The following is a 19,471-nucleotide window of genomic DNA, read 5'->3' on the forward strand; positions in this document are numbered from 1 at the left end:
AGTGATAAAGTATGAATGAAAATCTGCATCCAGCCAAACAAATTGTTATGATCATGGAACGTGTCTATAAATATGGCATGACAACAATTTCAGGAGGAAACCTTTCTATTCTAGATGAAAATGGTGACCTTTGGATTACTCCATCGGGAATTGATAAAGGAGCATTAACCATGGATGATATCATGTGCGTCAAAAAGGACGGTACATTCATAGGGAAACATAAACCATCGGTAGAGCTTCCTTTTCATCAAGGAATTTATGAAGCAAGGTCCGATATAAAAGCTGTCGTACATGCACATCCCCCGGCTTTGGTTTCCTTTAGCATGGCTCGTAAAGGACCAAACCCAAAGTTGCTTTTACATGCATATAAGAGTGTAGCAGATTCCCTTCAGGTTGCACCCTATGCGATCCCTGGAAGCGACAAATTAAAGGAAAATATTTCGGCTGAATTTGCAAAAGGAGGGGATGCGGTCATATTGGAGAATCATGGTATTGTGGTAGGGAAACCCACTATATTTGATGCCTTTAAGTTGTTTGAAACACTTGAAGATACTGCTTGTATGGAAATAAATGCAAGGAATATAGGGAAACCATTTGAACTGACCGAACAAAATTTACAAGAAATAGATTTATATAAAGCGGATAAATTAACACAGATAGAAATGAAGCACCATTCTGTCGAAGAGGTTTCTTGCCGTCAAGAAATGATCAGGTTATTGGAACGGTTATATGATCGTCAGCTTTTTACAAGTATCTCAGGCAGCTTTTCAACCCGCCTTAAAGATGGCTCTATTTTAATCACGCCTGCTCAACAGGACCGTAAATATATTAAGGAAGATGAATTGGTTCTGATTCATCAGGAGTATAGTGAAGCTGGAAAGGAACCATGTGAGTTTTTTGAGCTTCATCAAAAAATATATGAGTTAAACCCGGAGCTTACATCCGTAATCATTGCGAACCCAAGATTTTTAATGGCCTATGCTGTGACAGATGTTAAATATAATACACATATAATTCCAGAGGCCTACATTGTACTTCGGGATATAGATAAAGTGCCTTTTGGAATGGGAGAAGATCATAATAGAATGATTGCAGATAAACTAGCAGAGGATAATCCTGTCCTATTAATTGAAAATGGGTATGCAGTTGTCTCAGGAAAAAGTTTACTGAGTGTATTTGATAGGCTAGAAGTAGCTGAATATAGTGCAAAAGCATTGGTGTACGCTAAAAGTATTGGCGAAGTAATCGATATTAGTGATGAAGATATTGAAGAAATTATTGAAGGTTTTAAGCTAATTGCCAAATAACGATATCAATGAAAAAAGGCAGTTCCTAAGCTCTCTATTTATATAGAGGGCTTTATATATGTTACAATACAAAAACAAACAAAAGTAAACAAAGATTATATAGATAGGAGAAAGTTGGTATGCTTGTAGCTCAAAGACACCAAAAAATTGTCGAACTCGTAAATGAACGTTCGAGTATTCGTGTTACAGAATTAAGTGAAATCTTTTCAGTAACAGAGGAAACAATCCGACGTGATCTCGAAAAGCTTGAGAAAGAAACAAAACTAAAACGCAGCCACGGCGGTGCCGTTAGCCTGCAAGAAGATGATTCGGAAATCCATTTTTCCGAAAGAGTGATAACAAATGTCAACGAAAAAAAAGTGATAGCATATGAAGCGGCAAAGCGGATAGTGGAAGGTGACAGGATTATTTTAGATGCAAGTACAACTGCCTGGTATATGTCAAAAGCCTTACCAAACATACCGCTAACGGTTATTACCAATTCCACCAAAGTGGTGATGGAATTGAGTAAAAAAGAAAAAATAGAGGTTATTTCAACCGGGGGAAGATTGCTGTCAAAGTCTTTATCATTTGTTGGTCCGATAGCAGAGAAATCATTAACGATGTATCATGTCAACAAAACGTTTTTGTCTTGCAAGGGGATTCACTTAGAAGAAGGACTCAGTGATTCTAATGAAGGGCAGGCTTTATTAAAAAAGAAAATGATCGAAAGGTCGGATGCAGTGATCCTGATGGTGGATTCCTCAAAGTTTGGAAAAAAGGCGTTTTCATTAATCGTTCCGCCTAGTGAAGTGGATGAGGTCATTACGGATAGAGAAATAGATGAAGCATCAAGAAAATTGCTTGAAAAAAGAAATGTAAAAGTAACGATTGTAAAATAAAATAGAATCATTAGCGACAGTTGGGAAATGTGTCCTTTAAAGCGAGCAATCTATTTTTATTATTGCCTCGTTTCCAAAAAAAAGGGCTTTCAGTTTAGTAACATGCTTGCGTGAGGGAAAGGCAGGAGACGTACGGGGTTGTGAATATTACCAATAGGAAGGGAAAGGGGGTTCTGTCTTAAGTTTCGCAGAAAAAATACCATTAGGGTAAAGGGCAAACGAAAGGGCAGACGTGAAACGTTAATTTTTTCCGGAAATTTACATACAATCGAAGGAGAAAAGAGTTATTTGCTCCTTGGCGATAGTTGAAATTGGAAAACCTTTCCGTTAACATGTAATTAGAATCATATATTAGGAGGTTTTGCATTGGTTTTACAAATTAAAGAAGTTACGAAAAAATTCGGGGATTTCACGGCGGTCAACAAGCTTGATTTAACTATCCCCGAAAAAGAAATGTTCGGCTTTTTAGGCGGGAACGGAGCAGGGAAAACGACCACGTTCCGGATGATACTCGGCCTGCTTGACCCTACTGAAGGGGAAGTGACCTGGGATGGTAAGAAAATCGATTATACGACCAGCTCAATGATTGGCTATCTTCCTGAGGAACGCGGACTATATCCAAAACTGAAGGTGCGTGATCAAATTGTTTATTTGGCTAGATTAAGAGGGATGAACAAACGTGATGCTTTGAGAGAATTGGAGTATTGGCTGGACCGCTTCATGGTGCCAGATTATATCGATAAGCGAGTTGAAGAGCTTTCAAAGGGAAATCAACAAAAAATCCAGCTGATCGCATCAATGATCCATAAACCTGAATTACTTATTCTTGACGAACCCTTCAGCGGACTGGATCCAGTGAATGTGGAAATTCTGAAGAAAGCGGTCATTGACTTAAGGGACAGCGGCACGACGATCGTTTTCTCGAGCCATCGCATGGAGCATGTCGAAGAGATGTGTGAGCATCTTTGCATCATGCATAAAGGTTCACCTGTTGTGGCTGGAAAGTTAAAAGAAATCAAGCGTTCTTTTGGTAAAAAGAATGTGTCAATTAAAGCGGATTTTGATCTATCTTTCTTGGATCATTATGAAGGTGTAACAAAAGTGAAGAACACGATGGAAGGGAAAGTTCTTCAAGTAACTGGTGAAAATGTGGCTGAGAGCATGCTGCGTGATCTTGTTCCAAGAGGTTTCGTCCGGAAATTCGAATTGGAAGAACCATCGCTGACGGATATTTTCATTGAAAAAGTAGGTGCAGTCTATGAATAAATTTTGGATTGTCCTTTCCCATACATACCTATCAAAATTAAAGACGAAATCCTTTATCATTTCTACAATCATTATGATGGCACTGATTCTCGTTCTTTCGAATCTTTCGAATCTTATTGATAAATTCGACAGTGATGAACAGGAAAAGGTTGCCGTAATCGATCAGACTGAAGGCGGTTTATTTGATTCTTATAAAAATGCGGTAGCAGGTGTGAACGATGACCTATCGATACTATCAGCCCAGGATGAAAAGAAAGCGGAGGAAATGGTCAGCGCGGAAGAAATCGTTGGGTATTTATTAATCCAAAAGGATAAAACTCTCGGCTTTAAGGGAACGTACAAAGCGAATCAAATTTCAGATTCTGCGGTAAGTAATGATTTGCTATTAGCACTTACCCAATTGAAGGGTCAAATAACGGCGAAGGAATTGAATTTGACAGAGCTGCAAATCGCTCAATTAAATACGCCGCCAGCATTTGATACGATTGCACTTCAGAAGAATGCAAAAACGGAAGAGGATCTAAATCAAGCACGCGGTCTCGTGTATGTGCTCCTATTCGTGATTTACTTCGGTGTGTTGATGTATGCAACGATGATTGCAATGGAAGTGGCAACTGAAAAAACTTCACGAGTCATGGAAATCCTGATTTCAAGTGTCCCGCCAGTCACACAGATGTTTGCCAAAATAATGGGTGTTGCTTTACTTAGTCTTACTCAAATGATTTTATTTTTTGGGGTGGGCTATTTCTCGATTAAACAAAACTTGACGGGGATGGATGAAGGATTCTTTTCATTTTTCGGTTTCGGCAGCACAGATATCTCAACGATCATTTATGCAATCATCTTCGCTTTGCTTGGGTATTTTCTGTACGCGACTCTTGCAGCATGCCTTGGATCCGTTGTCAGCAAAATTGAAGATGTCCAGCAAATGATTTCACCGATGACCATGTTAGTTGTCATCGCCTTCATGATTGCGATGTTTGGACTGGGGAATCCGTCAGCCAGTTATATTACGATCACATCATTCATTCCATTTTTCACTCCGATGATCATGTTCTTGCGCGTGGGGATGCTTGATGTTCCATTCTGGGAAATCGCCATCAGCATAGGAGTGTTAATCTTAACGATTGTTTTACTTGGAATAATCGGAGCCAAAATCTATCGGGGTGGAGTCTTGATGTACGGTAGCTCAAAATCATTGAAAAGCATCAAGAATGCCCTGCAATTATCCAAGAAAAATTAACATCAAACCTGGATCTTTCATCCTGTTGGAGGGGTTCAGGTTTTTTAAAGTTAATATTATAGGAACGAAAAGTAGCATAGATATAAGGGAACATAAATATATTCCCTTTATGCAACCACGATTAGGAGTGAATGATTATGAGCAATCTGGTAACGTTGACGATAGTTTCAGAAGCGTTTCTCTTGTTGTCCTTCATCATTATTATTTTATCAACCAAGAATCCGAAAAAGAATGTTCTCTGGGTCATCCTGTTCATCATTGGAGCTGCACCGCTTTTATATTTAGCCATAGATCATGTGAAAAACGATTATATGGACGCGAATATCGGACTGGGCCTAGCCTTTATGTATACCTGGTTATACAGCGCAGTTGCTTTTATCATTGCCATCATTCTTTTAGTGAAAAAGAAAAGGAATAATAATATTTCAAAAGAACTGTGATGATTACAAATTGGAATCTTAAATTGAATGAAAAAAACGCTGAGGATACATGAACTATACCCCGGATAAGGGACACACATAAAAAAGTGTCCCTTATCCGGGGTTTTTTATGTTTCAATAAGTGTAATGAGAATGGACGGTGGGTTTTAATGGGTAAGAATATATTTACTGATTTTTTTCTTCAAGTTTGTTCTCAGTCTGGCTGAGGGTACATTAGTATCGCAGTGTTTTGTGTTACCTGGGTATTTACTGACTAATCGTATTCTTGGCAAAAAGGATCTTGGCGGTATAGGTTTAGGATAGTCCAACTACAACCTGTGCTTTTCTTAGCTTAAGAATAAGAAACTTTAATAAACGAATAGTAATAAATAAGGAACATAAATCTTTCTCTTTGCATAGGGTAGGAGGGTATGGTATATTATTTTTGAGGAGGGATGGGCAATGGATGAAATGATGAATGGGCAAGATGCGAAGAATGAAGAAGAATGCTGTACGACCTCTTCCCACGGCCGAAAGAGTCATCACTCAGAAGCAGTAAAAAAGAATTTAACGACACGGTTAAATCGAATTGAAGGTCAAATTCGCGGTATAAAGGGTCTTATTGAAAAAGATACGTACTGTGATGATGTGATCACCCAAATAGCAGCTACACAAAGCGCGATGAATAGTGTAGCCAAGATTTTATTGGAAGGCCATCTAAGGAATTGTGTGGTGGAACGCCTGAATGAAGGGGATACAGAGGTTATAGATGAAGTTCTTGTAACGATACAAAAATTAATGAAAAAATAAAGGAGCAGTGGATAAAATGGAAAATGTAACATTGAATGTTAGTGGAATGTCTTGTGGTCATTGTGTGAATGCAGTTGAAGGGAATGTAGGAAAACTTGCGGGTGTTGAAAGCGTAAAGGTGCATTTGGATGCAGGAAAAGTAGATGTAGCGTTTGACAAGGAAAAAGTATCACTTGAGAAAATAAAAGAAACAATCGATGATCAAGGCTATGATGTTGAGTAAATTATGAGAGTGCTGTTAAGCACTTCTTTTTTACAAGGAAATATACCCCATAGCGGTATAGGGAGGCGGAATGAAGTGAGCAGCCAAATAAAAGAAACAAGTTTACAGATTTCAGGAATGACTTGCGCTGCCTGTGCAAACCGAATTGTAAAAGGGTTAAACAAAATGGAAGGCGTTGAGGAAGCCACCGTTAATTTTGCACTTGAGAAATCGGTTATTAAATATGATTCGGAAAAAGTAAGCAACCAGGACTTTGAAAAGAAAATTCAAGATCTTGGCTATGATGTAGTAAAAGAGAAAAAGGAATTTACGATTACTGGCATGACCTGTGCTGCCTGTGCAAACCGAATTGAAAAAGGGTTAAATAAGATGGATGGGGTGAGCATGGCTAATGTCAATCTAGCGCTTGAAAATGCGACCGTCGAATATGATCCTTCCCAAGCCTCCCCAATTGACATCATTCAACGGGTGGAGAAGCTGGGGTATGGGGCGATCATCAAGGAAGATAAAATGGAATCCGTGAATTTCCGTCAAAAAGAAATACAAAAACAAAAGAATACATTCATCTTTTCGGTCATTTTATCATTCCCATTGTTATGGGCGATGGTAAGCCATTTTAGTTTTACTTCGTTTATCTATATGCCTGATTTCCTCATGAATCCTTGGGTGCAGATGGCATTCGCAACCCCCGTTCAATTTTTGATTGGAAAGCAGTTCTATGTTGGAGCTTATAAAGCCTTGAGAAATAAAAGTGCCAATATGGATGTATTAGTCGCGATGGGAACATCCGCTGCCTATTTTTACAGTGTTTATCAGGCGATCATCTCGATGGGTTCCCATCACAATACGGCACAACTTTATTTCGAAACCAGTTCGATTCTTATCACCCTCATTCTTTTGGGGAAGCTATTTGAAGCAAAAGCAAAAGGACGTTCTTCCGAGGCCATCAAAAAATTGATGGGGCTTCAGGCCAAAACGGCATTGGTTTTAAGAAATGGGGAAGAACGGGAAATACCACTTGAAGAAGTCATCGTAGGGGATACGATTTTGGTGAAGCCGGGTGAAAAGATTCCTGTCGATGGCAAGGTAATCGAGGGGAACTCTGCCGTCGATGAATCCATGTTAACGGGTGAGAGCATCCCGGTCGATAAAACAAACGGGGATACTGTTATCGGTTCAACATTGAATAAGAATGGGTTTCTCAAAATGAAGGCGACTAAAATAGGAAGGGATACAGCTCTTTCCCAAATCATCAAAGTCGTCGAAGATGCTCAAGGTTCGAAAGCGCCGATTCAACGGCTTGCTGACCAAATTTCCGGTGTTTTCGTTCCCATTGTTGTCGGAATCGCTCTTTTAACTTTTCTGGTTTGGATGATTTGGGTTAACCCTGGAGAATTCCTACCTGCTTTTGAAGCGATGATTGCAGTGCTAGTCATAGCCTGCCCATGTGCTCTAGGCCTGGCCACTCCCACCTCTATCATGGCAGGATCTGGAAGGGCTGCCGAATTCGGCATCTTATTTAAAGGCGGGGAACATCTGGAAACCACCCACCATATCGATACGGTCATCCTGGATAAAACGGGAACGGTAACGAATGGTACCCCTGTGTTGACAGATGTCCTCATTGAGAATGGTATGGAGGAAGAACAGTTTTTATCATTAATCGGTGCAGCTGAAAAACAATCTGAACACCCTCTTGCTCAATCAATCGTTCAAGGAATTCAAGCAAGGCAGATTTCACTTGCAGCGGTTGAGGAATTTGAAGCGATGCCTGGATACGGGATTAGAGCTGTGGCGGATCAAAAAGTGATATTCATCGGAACCCGTAAATTGATGAAGCAAAATAACGTGGATATCACTAAGGCGCTAACAGCGATGGAAGAATTTGAAGAGCAAGGGAAGACTGCAATGCTCGCTAGCATTGAAGGGGAATATGCAGGACTCATTGCTGTTGCGGATACGATAAAAGAGAGCTCGCTTGAGGCGATTAAAAGGTTAAAAGCAATGGATACCCAGGTCATCATGATAACCGGGGATAATCAAAGAACAGCAAATGCCATCGGCCATCAAGTTGGCATTGACCATGTAATCGCAGAAGTCCTACCTGAAGGGAAAGCGGAAGAAGTGAAAAAACTGCAGGCCGCCGGTAAAACTGTGGCAATGGTCGGTGATGGGATAAATGATGCGCCCGCGCTGGCACTAGCCGATATAGGAATGGCGATAGGAACCGGGACGGACATAGCCATGGAGGCTGCCGATATCACTTTGATTCGGGGTGATTTGAACAGTATTGCAGATGCCATCCTCATGAGCAGAAAGACGATGAAAAATATCAAACAAAACCTATTCTGGGCTTTTGCCTATAATGTAATCGGAATACCAATTGCGGCAATCGGACTGCTTGCCCCGTGGTTAGCGGGTGCTGCCATGGCCTTCAGTTCTGTGTCAGTCGTATTGAATGCACTTCGCCTTCAACGGATAAAGCTTTAATGATCATGTAACATATATAGAAGGCAGTTGTACTGACTGCATATACCATTCTACGGGCGTATGGATTATAATCATCCAAATAAAGCCGATGATTCCTTGGCAAGAGGATCATCGGCTTTCATCTGGAATGAGCGGCATGTTACTGCCACTCTTATAGGTTGTCAAACCGCTTATTTTAAACAGTAAAAAACATAATCTGTAGGTGTGCCATTCTCGCCTTGTTGATGGAGCATCGCTGATACATTACCGCGATGATAGGTCCCATGATTCACTACATGATGGATGAGGTCGGCAAGTACAAACTCACAAGCCCCCATTTTCGGATGTTCGGTTACAATGGTCCGTTCAAGATCAGGCTGCGAAGTAAGGAAATTGTCGTAATCCTTTGCAAGTTCATCATATAAGGATTCCAGTTCATTTAATGTGATTCCGTCCACTTCTTTCCGCCGCTGTTCAACTTTCTTAAAAGTTTCTTGAACTGTGCGTCCTTTCATTATCTCCAACCAGGTAATATCTGTTGCGTAAAGGTGAATTAGAACTTCCTTGATAGATGGAAAGACACTTTTTATCGTGTCTCCATAGACTCCTTCCGGTAATTGTTTTAGTTTTTGGAACACTTGCTGATTAGCCCAAACGTGGTAATCATACATTTTCTTGGCGCGGTTATTTTCCATTTTTTCACTCCTTTAATTGTTACATATCCTTTTCGACATCATTTAAAGAACTCCTTTATCAAAAGCTGCATCCTAATCTGATAATTTGTCCATGCAAATGCTTCATTTTCTACATACCATGATAATAGATGCTATCCTACTATTGTTATTACGTTTGATTGCCATCAAAGAGTCCAAGAGTGTGAAAATTCACTTTATTTTCAAATATTGTTAATATGATAGTAACTCTTATCGAGAGGTGGAAAAAAATGAGAGCAGATGCCGTTTTTGAAGGTGGTGGGGTCAGGGGAATTGCTTTTATTGGAGCGATTCAAGCAATGGAAGAGGAAAAAGTAGAATGGGAGAGACTTGCTGGGACATCAGCAGGAGCAATAATAGCTGCTCTTTTGGCTAGTGGCTATAAAAGCCATGAAATTAGAAAACAGTTTAGTGAAATCAATTACTCAAAGCTTAGAGGCAGGACAATTCTGAATCGAATTCCCATTTGTGGATTCTTTTTGGAGCTTATGGTTCATCTCGGGATTTACAAAAACGATTATTTGGAAACATGGGTGGATTCACTTCTTTCAGAAAAAGGGATTAAGACATTCGCGGATCTTCCAGATGGAAAGTTGAAGATAATTGCTTCGGATGTTTCGAATGGCCAGATGCTTATTTTGCCAGATGATTTGGATCGCTATGGGATGACTCCTGCTGATTTAAAAGTTTCAACTGCCGTAATGATGAGTGCCTCCTTACCATTTTTCTTCCGTCCGGTTATTTGGAAATCAAAAGACCGGAAAAAATCCTACATTTTAGATGGTGGTTTACTTAGTAACTTCCCGATATGGATTTTTGATACCGACAATCCTCGCTTTCCAACGTTTGGATTCCATTTTGTGAAAGCTGAAGTTAACATAGATGCGGTTATACCAACGCCAATCCACCTTTTCAAAAATATATTTAAAACGATGCTTCAAGCCCATGATTTACGTTATATGAACAAAGAAACGATTGAACGCACGATTCAAATTCCTACTGGCGGCATCAACGCAACGGATTTTGAACTGAATGAGGATGAAATCGACTTTCTCTATAAATCAGGCTATACTTCTGCAAAAGAATTTTTGTCGAATTGGGATTTTGAACAATATAAGGTCAAACGCTTGCAAAGAGTCAAAAAAGAGTAGGAGAAACATTCCTCTATCATTCGGTCCAAAAGGGGGAAAGAGGGGACAAGGAGCTGTTACAACGGCTCTTTTTCTTATTGAATGAACGAACCAATCGTTTAATTCAAAAGCAATAAGTGGAATTACAATCAAAAAAAATTAATATAATATATTATTTTGATATTGGTTAACAAATATTATAAAAGCATTTAAATGTATGAGGAAATGAAACTTTTAAAAATTATTAGATGACATAATAAATAGTATCTTTTACGACGTCTATGTGAACCAGTCAAAGAATTGACCGAACATAAAAAACTACTTCTTTCGAAAAAAATCTTGACTGAGACATATTTCAAGTCTTGAATGAAGTCATAAAATCCCACAGCTTCTAAAAGAGGTAACGATAATTTGGATAATGATTCTTCAGACCCTTTTTTATATATATTTTTATAAAAACAAAATAAATCTAGTTATATTTTCATACTAATGTTAATGTAAAGTGGTAGATAATACCTAACCATGGAAAGGAGAGGATTTTATAAACAGATATAGAAATCAAAATTGTTCCCGCCTCAGCCTTCAGCCTCTACTTAGATCACTCCATAAACCGCATCTTCTTTCTATGAGAGAATTTATTTCTTAAATGTAGGAAAAATGTTAAGAAAAAATCTACTAGAAGGGGAATAGAATATTATGAAAAATATATTTGCCTTTTCATTATCGTTGATTATTTTATTTAGTTTTGTAGCTCCTTCATTTGCAAGTATAGAAGTTAGCAACGAGACATCGACACAACAAGAAGTAAACGAACATGCCTATTCTTTTAATGAACTAGAAATAATAAGTAATACAATTTTAACGGAGCAAGAGATTGAAAATCTATATAATGAAGTTATGAGTATTAATACACTTAACTCTGGTGGTATAACTGCATATGGACCTATTTCAGGTGGATCAACAATAACTGAAATAGCTCCTATTTATAGAACCTACAAAAATACCGGTCTAAATGAAGCCAAAAATCTAATTTTTGCATATATGATGAAAAAGATTCCTAAAAAACTGACAGATAGTGTATTCGCTAATTAGCTTTTTGTAAAGTTAAATAGCTGGTCCAAAATTAGTCCAACTTACGTGGGTTCTTGGGTATCAAGTTCATATAGCACTGCAGAAAAGAAAAGAAATTATCATGCGACAGTGGTTCATTATGGCAAAAGTAATTACACATCACCTAAATCAGTTCAATATTTCCAATGCAATTACTGGTTTGGGAAATAATAAATCGAGGAAATGGGGAATAAGATGAATTTGAAAATATTATTGAGAATAAGTATCTTTTTATTATTTTCTTGTCTAATGATTTTTGATTATTTCCCTCATCTCGTTCTCAAAGACATTCCTAAAACTGCACTGACAATTGGAATGATCTCATTAGCGGTTGTCTATATTATCATTAATCGAAAGACTGAAAAAGATTGTGAAAATGCATTAATTGGAGAAGCAGTATTTATTTTTTATATGTTAGTGCTAATAGGATTATTAACGGTAATGGGCGGAAAATCTACTGTAGGAATTTCTTTGAATAATCCTATGCTATGGTTTGTTTTATTATTGACAATCGTTGATATGACCGTAAGATATAGGAAAATGAATGCTTAGTAAACGCTAAACTTATGAAATTGGGGAAATTCCGGACGAAAAAACAGCCAGTTGACTGCTTATTTACTTCATATTATCTCAGACTAAAGCTTTAGGCATATAACATGTACTTTATTATTTTCTTATAACGAACGAAGGAGCCTTTATAGCTTCTTCGTTTGGTTGGTTAAGAGTTCCCTTACTTCATAATAAATCGAATCGTATAATCTCTTCCATTGAAACTCTTCAGCAAGGATTTAATTAATTCAGAGTACCTTTCCTCAAGCCAATCTCGAGCGAATACATTAGGTGCAACTAATGTCATTTGGTCACTTTCAATAGAAGAAAAGTACACATCTTTCATCCAAGCCTCATAACTCGGTTTAGAGATCTTTTTCTGCATTTGTAATTTAACAAGGGAGAATATATCTTTATCGTCCAACAATTCATTATGTATTGACACATCTTTTAAAGGAAGTACAGCCTCTTGATCCGGGTTTAAATGATCTATTATTTGAGTGACACGATTTAATTCATGTCTTAGTGAAAGTTTTAGCTTTAGTAACTCCTGCATTAAAAAATCTTAGATTTATCATTACTATCCATTGTACGTCCCCTTGATGTCTGGTTATCTTTCTATTATAACTTTTTTATGTTCTATTCCCATGGCGAATTCTACACGAAATAAGGTAGAAGACTATACTAGGAAGCAATAGGTAAAAGTCCAAGAAAGATCCATGAAGTATTAGTTCATGGATCTTTTTAGACATATTCTAAATCATTTGGTTCTTTTTCATTTGTAAGTAAATTCAACAGTTCATCTAGTTCCTGGCTTTTATGTAATGTTTTTGGAGCAGTAAATCCATAAATCAATCCGGTGGTTATTAGTTCTTTCCTCAATATCTCAATTTTTTCAAATAATGCTTCCATACTCTCCAATGCAGAATCCTCAAGTGCTTTCTTTTTTTTGTTATGAAACTATTATTACATAAATTGGGATGTTTTTAAACCTGAAGTGAGTATTCACTTATAAAATTATTACTAAAGCATTTTTAGTCCGATTTTAGAAAACCATGATGAATTCTAAACCTTCCTTTGAATCAAGGTTTCCTTCCTGAGGTGGGATCCAACCAAGTGATGGCGATCTTTCTTTTATTCCATTATTTCGCTGGCTTCTTTAGGCTTTTATAGTTTTGGAGGTTTATTGTAAAAATAGCCTATTGAAGTTATTTGTAACGATTAAATAAATGATTCGTTAAGAGAACTAGGCTGAAAGACTGTCGTTATATGTAAAAGTTTGTAGGGCTATGTAAATGCATGAGTGAATCAAAACTCTTTTTGTATTCAATAGGTATCATAAGACCTGCCTAAAAATTCCTAATTTCTTGATTTATTGATTTACACATCTTCATACACCTTTAAAAGGGCCATACTATACTTGAACCAGATTCAAATAATAGGAGGGAAAGATCAATGAATAATGAAAGAGCAATGGATGATTTAATTAAGAATTGGAGCGAATTAGGTAAGAATATGGACCGCCGAAACTTTATCCAGGGAGCAAGTAAGCTTGCCGGACTTTCATTAGGTCTTGCCCTTGCCCAATCAATGGGCGGGATTGAAGTGAATGCTGCCCCGAAATTCAGTGATTATCCATTTACTCTCGGTGTAGCTTCAGGTGATCCGCTCTCGGACAGTGTAGTTTTATGGACAAGGTTGGCACCTGATCCGTTGAATGGCGGAGGAATGCCAAAAGAAGCCATTTCGGTTAAATGGGAAGTGGCAAAGGATGAGAATTTCAGAAAGATTGTCCAGCAAGGCAAGGAAATAGCAAGGCCGGAACTTGGCCACTCCGTACATGTGGAAGTAAGCGGATTAAAACCTGATAAAGTCTATTTTTACCGTTTTAAAAGCGGCGGGGAAGTAAGTCAGACAGGGAAAACGAAAACACTTCCGCCAATAGGTTCAAGTGTATCGAGCTTGTCATTCGCGTTTGTTTCATGCCAGCAATTTGAGCATGGTTATTATACGGCTTATAAACATTTGGCAAAGGAAGATCTGGATATTGTCTTCCACCTTGGCGATTATATATATGAATATGGCCCAAATGAATATGTTTCTTCTACAGGTAATGTCCGTGTACATAGTGGACCAGAGATCATTACACTTGAAGATTATCGGAATAGATACGCACAATATCGCTCTGATACCCATTTAAAAGCGGCACATGCAGCTTTCCCATGGGTCGTGACTTGGGATGATCATGAAGTTGAAAACAATTATGCAAATGTCATCCCGGAAAAAGGGCAATCGGTAGAAGCTTTCATCAAGAGAAGGGCCGCCGCTTATCAGGCTTACTATGAGCATATGCCCCTTCGAAAATCATCTTTGCCTAAGGGAGCGGATATGAGGTTATACCGAAATTTCACATATGGCGACCTGGCCTCTTTCTTTGTATTGGATTCACGTCAATACCGGGATGATCAGGCAAACGGTGATGGAAGTTCACCGCAAACGCCTGAGTCACTTGATCCGAAACGGACATTACTAGGTCCAGAGCAGGAACAGTGGCTAACTGACAATTTATCAAAATCAAAAACGAAGTGGAATGTTCTGCCTCAGCAGATTTTCTTTGCACAACGGAATTATGGAACACCAACCGCTCCCAAATTCAGCATGGATTCCTGGGATGGCTACCCGGCTGCACGCGATCGCTTAATTGATGTAATCAAAAGCAACAACCTGGAAAATCTGGTCGTGTTGACCGGTGATGTACATGCAAGCTGGGCCGCCAATTTAAAGGCGGATTTCGATGATCCAAATTCAAGGATTTTCGGTGTGGAGTTTGTCGGCACTTCGATCACATCTGGCGGAAATGGTGCGGATAAGCGTGCGGACACGGATAAAATACTAAGTCAGAATCCGCATATAAAGTTCTTTAATGATTACAGGGGATATGTCCGGTGCAAAGTAACACCAGAACAATGGAAGGCGGATTACCGTGTAGTCCCATTCGTGACAGAACCAGGTGCGGATATATCGACAAGAGCATCCTTTGTTTTTGATAAAGATCAAACAGGGCTGCGAAAGGTTGCATCAGCAGCGGTTATGGAAGGTGCACAAAAAACGAACGAAGTCGAGGAGGATCGGACACGTGCCCATAATCGCGCACATGAAAAACAAAGAATGAAAAGTCAGGGGAAAGTGACTAATTGATAGGGAATCCTTATGATGCTTGACAGGAATGTAGCGAAGAAAAATGAGAAGAACAGAGGAGTGAGTAAGAATGCTTTCAAATATAGGAATACCCGGTTTGGTGATTGTCCTTGTGATTGCACTGATTATTTTTGGACCGTCCAAACTGCCGGAAATAGGCCGTGCATTTGGCCGGACATTATCGGAATTCAAAAGTGCAACCAAAGGATTGGTGAATGATACAGAAAAAGAAGATGAAAATGAGAATAAAGCTGCATTAAGAGCTGTTAAAAAAGAGGGATGAAGTGAATGAGATAGAGCGGGCGGAAAGACTCGCCTGCTTCTTTTCATGAGAAGGGTTAGAGGGGAAGCGCTATTTGCAAAATGGCAAATAATATGTCTAAAAAGGGGGAGTGAAAGTGGAGAGTAAGGATTTACACGTTATTGAGCATATGGAGGAACTCCGAAGCAGAATCATTAAAACACTGATAGGCTTTGTGGCTTTTTTCATAATGAGCTTCATATTCGTACAGGATATTTATAATTTACTTATTAAAGATTTGGAAGGAAAGCTTGCCGTGCTCGGGCCGAGTGAGATCCTGTGGGTATATATGATTATTGCTGGGGTTTGCGCAATAGCTGCAACGATTCCGCTTGCGGCCTATCAGTTATGGCGCTTTGTGGCTCCAGCTTTGAAACCGGAAGAGAGAAGGGTTACATTTCGCTTCATACCCGGACTGTTCATTCTATTCATCACAGGTATCTCATTTGGATATTTTGTGTTGTTTCCAATAGTGCTGGGTTTCCTAACTTCCCTATCGGCCGGGCAGTTCGAGATGATGTTCACTGCGGAAAAGTATTTTCGTTTCATGATTAATTTGATCTTACCTTTCGGGATTTTATTCGAGATGCCGCTTGTGGTCATGTTCCTGACCAGATTAGGCATCATCAATCCAGCAGTGTTAAAAAAGTCTCGCAAGATTTCTTATTTCGTCCTGGTCATCATCTCGATCCTGATTACGCCTCCAGATATAATTTCGGACATTTTGGTTATCGTCCCTTTACTTGTGCTTTATGAAGTGAGTGTACAGCTATCCAATATGGTTTATCGTAAAAGGCTAATGAAGGATGAGTCAGCATTATCCTTGACATGAAATGGATAATCATAACCTTGAAAGTAACATTTCTTGGGAAATAATTAATGGATAATAAAAAGTTGAGGGGGACCCCCTCAGCTTTTTATTGTGGAATAATACTTTTTGGGAATGATTAGCGGGTATGCTTTTGCATTTGCCTTCTGACCAATGTGATTATGTAAGGGGACGAAGTTTTATAAGCCTTCTACTTGTCCAACCCTGTGGAATCCAAATTATTTAAAACAAAGGCATTGGGGCTTCAAGGTAATCACAAGTTACATAAGTTGTATAGAAAATCTGCAATGTCTAAATGATTATGTAGTAGCCATGAACATCTTCAAGTTTTAAGGGGGATATTTTATTTTTTTTATTTAGAAGGAGAGAGGATTCTGGTTAGCGAATAATTGTAATCACTTGAACAGAAAAATGCATTCTTCGAAATATCATTCCAAAATATTGAAAAGTGAAAGGTTCGAATCTTATTAACGTTCAAGTATAAATATATATTTAGAGGGGAGAGAATTATCAAAATATCGAACAGGAAGGTGAGAATTTATGAAGGATTTATTGAAAATTATCGCAGGAAACATCTCCATGACCTTTGCCTATGCTTATTTAATCGTTCCCAATGAAATCATCAATGGCGGGGTAACTAGCTCGGCATTATTATTGAATGCATTATTGGGCTATAACATTGCCATGCTCGCCAATTTGGTTACAGGAATACTGTTAATCATTTGTTTAGTGTTTCTAGGGAAAGAGTACTTTTTTAAGTCGATCGTAAGTTCCCTTAGCTATATGGTTTTTTTTAACTTTTTTTATTCATTGAACATTCAGTTTGATATGAATATCATTTTAGTGATTTTCATTTCGTCGATTTTGATAGCGATAGGATATTATTTATGTATAACAGCAAATGCCTCCACGGTTGGTTTTGACGTTATCGCCTTAATTTTACATCACAAAAATAAAAAAATAGATATTGCTGCGACAATAAGGATTATTAATCTTATCGTACTGATCTTGGGCTTTCTGGTTTATGGTTATGCATCGATTGTTAAGGGAATTGCTTTTACATTGATTTTTTCATATCTATTAAAGAAAATGCTGGATAGGAAGCAGAAGGCAGTAACGTCAGCTACGGAAAGTGTGTTGGATGAAACACCAAAGGTAAATGAAGTAAAATAACTAAAATTGCCGACTTAATGGACATCGTTTTTTATTTGAAAATGATCATTTTGTTATCTAAATATTCTGATTTTTAAATTGACTTTAAAAAAATCAGAGTGTATTATACACATAGAAAGTGGTACTAACATCATGACGTAGTGATGTTAGATTCGCTTCGTTTTTCAAAATAGCCTTAAGGAAGGAGGACTAGTGATATAGAATCTTAAGTTCATAGCGTCATGCCCTGTGTTGTTTTTAAAATGCCATGTTTCCAAGTTCCCACTATCTTTGTGAAAGTGTAAAGGACAGGCTGCTGAAAAGCCTGCTTTACATTCAAGTAGCGATTATCTTAGTTGATTCCCCAAATTATTGAAAGTTGGTGGAGGGTATGAAACATCAACAGGAAGAACTGAAACCAGGTCTGAAACAAAGACATTTAACGATGATATCTTTGAGTGGTGTCATAGGAGCTGGTTTATTCGTAGGAAGCGGTATCATTATTGGTCAAACGGGCCCCGGGGCGATATTATCATATGTTTTGGCAGGCTTGATCGTTGTGTTAGTCATGAGGATGCTTGGGGAAATGGCCACAGTGAATCCCAATACTGGATCTTTTGCGGTTTATGCAAGAGAAGGGATAGGTGAATGGGCCGGTTTTACAACAGGTTGGTTATATTGGTTCTTTTGGGTTATCGTAATTGCTTTGGAAGCAACGGCTGGAGCAGCAATCATTCACAGCTGGCTTCCTTCCGTTCCCGTCTGGGTCATAAGTCTATCATTGATCATTCTATTGAAAATGACGAATATTTTTTCCGTAAAATCGTTTGGTGAGTTCGAATACTGGTTTTCAATCATTAAAATAATAAGTATCATACTATTCCTGTGCCTGGGGGTGGCCGTGATATTAGGGCTTATCCCAACGATAAAACCACCCGGAGCTTCCAATCTTTTAAACTTTGGCGGGTTTATTCCAAATGGGCTAAGTTCTGTGCTTGTTGGTGTTGCAATCGTTTTTCATGCATTTGTTGGAGTGGAGATTCCAGCGATTGCCGCGGGTGAAACCAGTGATCCGGTTAAATCAGTTAGAAGTGCATTGAATAGTGTGGTTTGGCGAATCCTGATTTTCTATATTGGGTCCATCGCCATTCTAGTGACGCTATTACCATGGAATTCGGCTTCTTTGCTGAAAAGTCCATTTGTTGCCGTACTTGAAATGCTGGGAATCCCTTCTGCTGCCCTGATCATGAATATAGTGATCCTCATTGCATTGCTATCTTGTTTGAATTCGGGATTGTATACGAGTTCGCGCATGTTATTTTCACTTGCACAAAAGGGTGACGCCCCAAAGCTATTTTCTAAAGTGAGCAAGAACGGTGTCCCTATATTTGCTGTAGTCGGCTCTACTATATTCGCCTTTATCAGCACCATTTTCAGTTATGTTTCACCTGATAAAATCTTTTTCTTTTTAGTGAATTCCTCGGGCGGAGTCGGAATTCTTGTTTATCTGGCCATTGCGGTTTCCCATCTCCGATTAAGGAAGAGAATCGAGAAAGAGAATCCTGGAATATTCAAGATTAAGATGTGGTTATTCCCATATTTGACTTATGCAACCATCATTTCCATGATTTCAGTGTTAATATTAATGGCTTTTATCGATTCGCAGCGTCCGCAGTTCATCTTTACCATGCTATTTAGCTTGATCGTTATTTGTTCATTCTTTTTCATTCGGCGAAAAAAAGCGAAGTATTTGGAGAATGAATTTAATATTGCTTCTGGTTCCCCTAATTCTGAAAAGTTATAGCTTTGGCTCCACACCATTGGTTTAATTTAAGATTACTTCTATGGAATTCCTCAGACAAAATTCTTCA

At 38.5% G+C, this 19,471-nt stretch carries 19 protein-coding genes; 16 read left to right on the forward strand and 3 right to left on the reverse strand.

Annotated features, from left to right (window positions below; genetic code table 11):
- The first annotated feature begins 11 nt into the window (after nucleotides 1-11).
- From J7I96_RS10350 to J7I96_RS10385, 8 genes are all read left to right on the forward strand, one after another.
- Nucleotides 12-1,307: a class II aldolase/adducin family protein gene (locus J7I96_RS10350; RefSeq protein ID WP_214767617.1), complete on the forward strand. Its 1,296-nt coding sequence runs from the start codon at nucleotides 12-14 to the stop codon at nucleotides 1,305-1,307.
- A 119-nt stretch (nucleotides 1,308-1,426) separates the two neighbouring features.
- Nucleotides 1,427-2,188: a DeoR/GlpR family DNA-binding transcription regulator gene (locus tag J7I96_RS10355; RefSeq protein ID WP_101221779.1), complete on the forward strand. Its 762-nt coding sequence runs from the start codon at nucleotides 1,427-1,429 to the stop codon at nucleotides 2,186-2,188.
- Nucleotides 2,189-2,554: 366 nt separating this feature from the next.
- Nucleotides 2,555-3,454 carry an ABC transporter ATP-binding protein gene (locus J7I96_RS10360; RefSeq protein ID WP_214923878.1) on the forward strand — a complete coding sequence of 300 codons (900 nt, stop codon included), beginning with the start codon at nucleotides 2,555-2,557 and terminating at the stop codon, nucleotides 3,452-3,454.
- Nucleotides 3,447-4,697, forward strand: coding sequence for an ABC transporter permease (locus tag J7I96_RS10365; protein WP_214767619.1), 1,251 nt, complete (start codon nucleotides 3,447-3,449; stop codon nucleotides 4,695-4,697). The genes J7I96_RS10360 and J7I96_RS10365 overlap by 8 nt, the downstream gene beginning before the upstream one ends.
- A 137-nt stretch (nucleotides 4,698-4,834) precedes the next feature.
- Nucleotides 4,835-5,137: a hypothetical protein gene (locus J7I96_RS10370; RefSeq protein WP_096338702.1), complete on the forward strand. Its 303-nt coding sequence runs from the start codon at nucleotides 4,835-4,837 to the stop codon at nucleotides 5,135-5,137.
- A 450-nt stretch (nucleotides 5,138-5,587) separates the two neighbouring features.
- Nucleotides 5,588-5,926, forward strand: a complete 339-nt coding sequence (locus tag J7I96_RS10375) for a metal-sensitive transcriptional regulator (protein ID WP_214768378.1) — start codon at nucleotides 5,588-5,590, stop codon at nucleotides 5,924-5,926.
- Between the two features lie 16 nt (nucleotides 5,927-5,942).
- On the forward strand, nucleotides 5,943-6,149 hold the full coding sequence (gene copZ, locus J7I96_RS10380; protein WP_053534714.1) for a copper chaperone CopZ: 207 nt from the start codon (nucleotides 5,943-5,945) through the stop codon (nucleotides 6,147-6,149).
- A 75-nt stretch (nucleotides 6,150-6,224) separates the two neighbouring features.
- Nucleotides 6,225-8,639 (forward strand): heavy metal translocating P-type ATPase, encoded by a 2,415-nt coding sequence (locus J7I96_RS10385; protein ID WP_311315213.1) that lies wholly within the window; start codon nucleotides 6,225-6,227, stop codon nucleotides 8,637-8,639.
- 170 nt (nucleotides 8,640-8,809) lie between these two features.
- Here the strand turns inward: J7I96_RS10385 and J7I96_RS10390 are convergent, their stop codons facing one another.
- Entirely contained in the window at nucleotides 8,810-9,313 is a 504-nt protein-coding gene (locus J7I96_RS10390; protein ID WP_214767621.1) for a DinB family protein, read from the reverse strand.
- 248 nt (nucleotides 9,314-9,561) lie between these two features.
- On the opposite strand from J7I96_RS10390, the gene J7I96_RS10395 reads away from it, so the two are divergent.
- From J7I96_RS10395 to J7I96_RS10405, 3 genes are all read left to right on the forward strand, one after another.
- Entirely contained in the window at nucleotides 9,562-10,482 is a 921-nt protein-coding gene (locus J7I96_RS10395) for a patatin-like phospholipase family protein (RefSeq protein WP_214767622.1), read from the forward strand.
- A gap of 675 nt (nucleotides 10,483-11,157) precedes the next feature.
- Nucleotides 11,158-11,553: a hypothetical protein gene (locus J7I96_RS10400; protein WP_214923872.1), complete on the forward strand. Its 396-nt coding sequence runs from the start codon at nucleotides 11,158-11,160 to the stop codon at nucleotides 11,551-11,553.
- Between the two features lie 213 nt (nucleotides 11,554-11,766).
- Nucleotides 11,767-12,123: a hypothetical protein gene (locus tag J7I96_RS10405; protein WP_214923869.1), complete on the forward strand. Its 357-nt coding sequence runs from the start codon at nucleotides 11,767-11,769 to the stop codon at nucleotides 12,121-12,123.
- Between the two features lie 178 nt (nucleotides 12,124-12,301).
- On the opposite strand, the gene J7I96_RS10410 is transcribed toward J7I96_RS10405, so the two are convergent.
- Nucleotides 12,302-12,676, reverse strand: a complete 375-nt coding sequence (locus tag J7I96_RS10410; RefSeq protein WP_214767626.1) for a DnaA N-terminal domain-containing protein — start codon at nucleotides 12,674-12,676, stop codon at nucleotides 12,302-12,304.
- A gap of 188 nt (nucleotides 12,677-12,864) precedes the next feature.
- Nucleotides 12,865-13,032 carry an aspartyl-phosphate phosphatase Spo0E family protein gene (locus tag J7I96_RS10415; RefSeq protein WP_082352106.1) on the reverse strand — a complete coding sequence of 56 codons (168 nt, stop codon included), beginning with the start codon at nucleotides 13,030-13,032 and terminating at the stop codon, nucleotides 12,865-12,867.
- Between the two features lie 543 nt (nucleotides 13,033-13,575).
- Between J7I96_RS10415 and J7I96_RS10420 the strand changes: the two genes are divergently transcribed.
- The 5 genes from J7I96_RS10420 to J7I96_RS10440 all read left to right on the forward strand — a co-directional run bounded on the left by J7I96_RS10420 (nucleotide 13,576) and on the right by J7I96_RS10440 (nucleotide 19,404).
- Entirely contained in the window at nucleotides 13,576-15,318 is a 1,743-nt protein-coding gene (locus tag J7I96_RS10420; protein ID WP_096338676.1) for an alkaline phosphatase D family protein, read from the forward strand.
- Between the two features lie 70 nt (nucleotides 15,319-15,388).
- Nucleotides 15,389-15,601, forward strand: coding sequence for a twin-arginine translocase TatA/TatE family subunit (locus tag J7I96_RS10425; RefSeq protein WP_096338675.1), 213 nt, complete (start codon nucleotides 15,389-15,391; stop codon nucleotides 15,599-15,601).
- A 148-nt stretch (nucleotides 15,602-15,749) separates the two neighbouring features.
- A complete protein-coding gene (gene tatC, locus J7I96_RS10430; RefSeq protein ID WP_251025064.1) occupies nucleotides 15,750-16,451 on the forward strand; it encodes a twin-arginine translocase subunit TatC in 702 nt (233 codons plus the stop codon).
- 537 nt (nucleotides 16,452-16,988) lie between these two features.
- Nucleotides 16,989-17,621 (forward strand): YitT family protein, encoded by a 633-nt coding sequence (locus J7I96_RS10435; protein ID WP_214767663.1) that lies wholly within the window; start codon nucleotides 16,989-16,991, stop codon nucleotides 17,619-17,621.
- A gap of 370 nt (nucleotides 17,622-17,991) precedes the next feature.
- On the forward strand, nucleotides 17,992-19,404 hold the full coding sequence (locus J7I96_RS10440; RefSeq protein ID WP_214923867.1) for an amino acid permease: 1,413 nt from the start codon (nucleotides 17,992-17,994) through the stop codon (nucleotides 19,402-19,404).
- Nucleotides 19,405-19,471 lie beyond the last annotated feature (67 nt).

Source organism: Bacillus sp. ISL-78 (assembly GCF_018613455.1).
Lineage (GTDB): Bacteria > Bacillota > Bacilli > Bacillales > DSM-1321 > Peribacillus > Peribacillus frigoritolerans.

Coding starts and splice junctions, on each gene's coding strand:
- J7I96_RS10350 (WP_214767617.1), top strand. CDS start 12: ATGAATGAAAATCTGCATCCAGCCAAACAAATTGTTATGATCATGGAA.
- J7I96_RS10355 (WP_101221779.1), top strand. CDS start 1,427: ATGCTTGTAGCTCAAAGACACCAAAAAATTGTCGAACTCGTAAATGAA.
- J7I96_RS10365 (WP_214767619.1), top strand. CDS start 3,447: ATGAATAAATTTTGGATTGTCCTTTCCCATACATACCTATCAAAATTA.
- J7I96_RS10370 (WP_096338702.1), top strand. CDS start 4,835: ATGAGCAATCTGGTAACGTTGACGATAGTTTCAGAAGCGTTTCTCTTG.
- J7I96_RS10375 (WP_214768378.1), top strand. CDS start 5,588: ATGATGAATGGGCAAGATGCGAAGAATGAAGAAGAATGCTGTACGACC.
- copZ (WP_053534714.1), top strand. CDS start 5,943: ATGGAAAATGTAACATTGAATGTTAGTGGAATGTCTTGTGGTCATTGT.
- J7I96_RS10390 (WP_214767621.1), bottom strand. CDS start 9,313: ATGGAAAATAACCGCGCCAAGAAAATGTATGATTACCACGTTTGGGCT.
- J7I96_RS10395 (WP_214767622.1), top strand. CDS start 9,562: ATGAGAGCAGATGCCGTTTTTGAAGGTGGTGGGGTCAGGGGAATTGCT.
- J7I96_RS10400 (WP_214923872.1), top strand. CDS start 11,158: ATGAAAAATATATTTGCCTTTTCATTATCGTTGATTATTTTATTTAGT.
- J7I96_RS10405 (WP_214923869.1), top strand. CDS start 11,767: ATGAATTTGAAAATATTATTGAGAATAAGTATCTTTTTATTATTTTCT.
- J7I96_RS10410 (WP_214767626.1), bottom strand. CDS start 12,676: ATGCAGGAGTTACTAAAGCTAAAACTTTCACTAAGACATGAATTAAAT.
- J7I96_RS10415 (WP_082352106.1), bottom strand. CDS start 13,032: ATGGAAGCATTATTTGAAAAAATTGAGATATTGAGGAAAGAACTAATA.
- J7I96_RS10420 (WP_096338676.1), top strand. CDS start 13,576: ATGAATAATGAAAGAGCAATGGATGATTTAATTAAGAATTGGAGCGAA.
- J7I96_RS10425 (WP_096338675.1), top strand. CDS start 15,389: ATGCTTTCAAATATAGGAATACCCGGTTTGGTGATTGTCCTTGTGATT.
- tatC (WP_251025064.1), top strand. CDS start 15,750: ATGGAGGAACTCCGAAGCAGAATCATTAAAACACTGATAGGCTTTGTG.
- J7I96_RS10435 (WP_214767663.1), top strand. CDS start 16,989: ATGAAGGATTTATTGAAAATTATCGCAGGAAACATCTCCATGACCTTT.
- J7I96_RS10440 (WP_214923867.1), top strand. CDS start 17,992: ATGAAACATCAACAGGAAGAACTGAAACCAGGTCTGAAACAAAGACAT.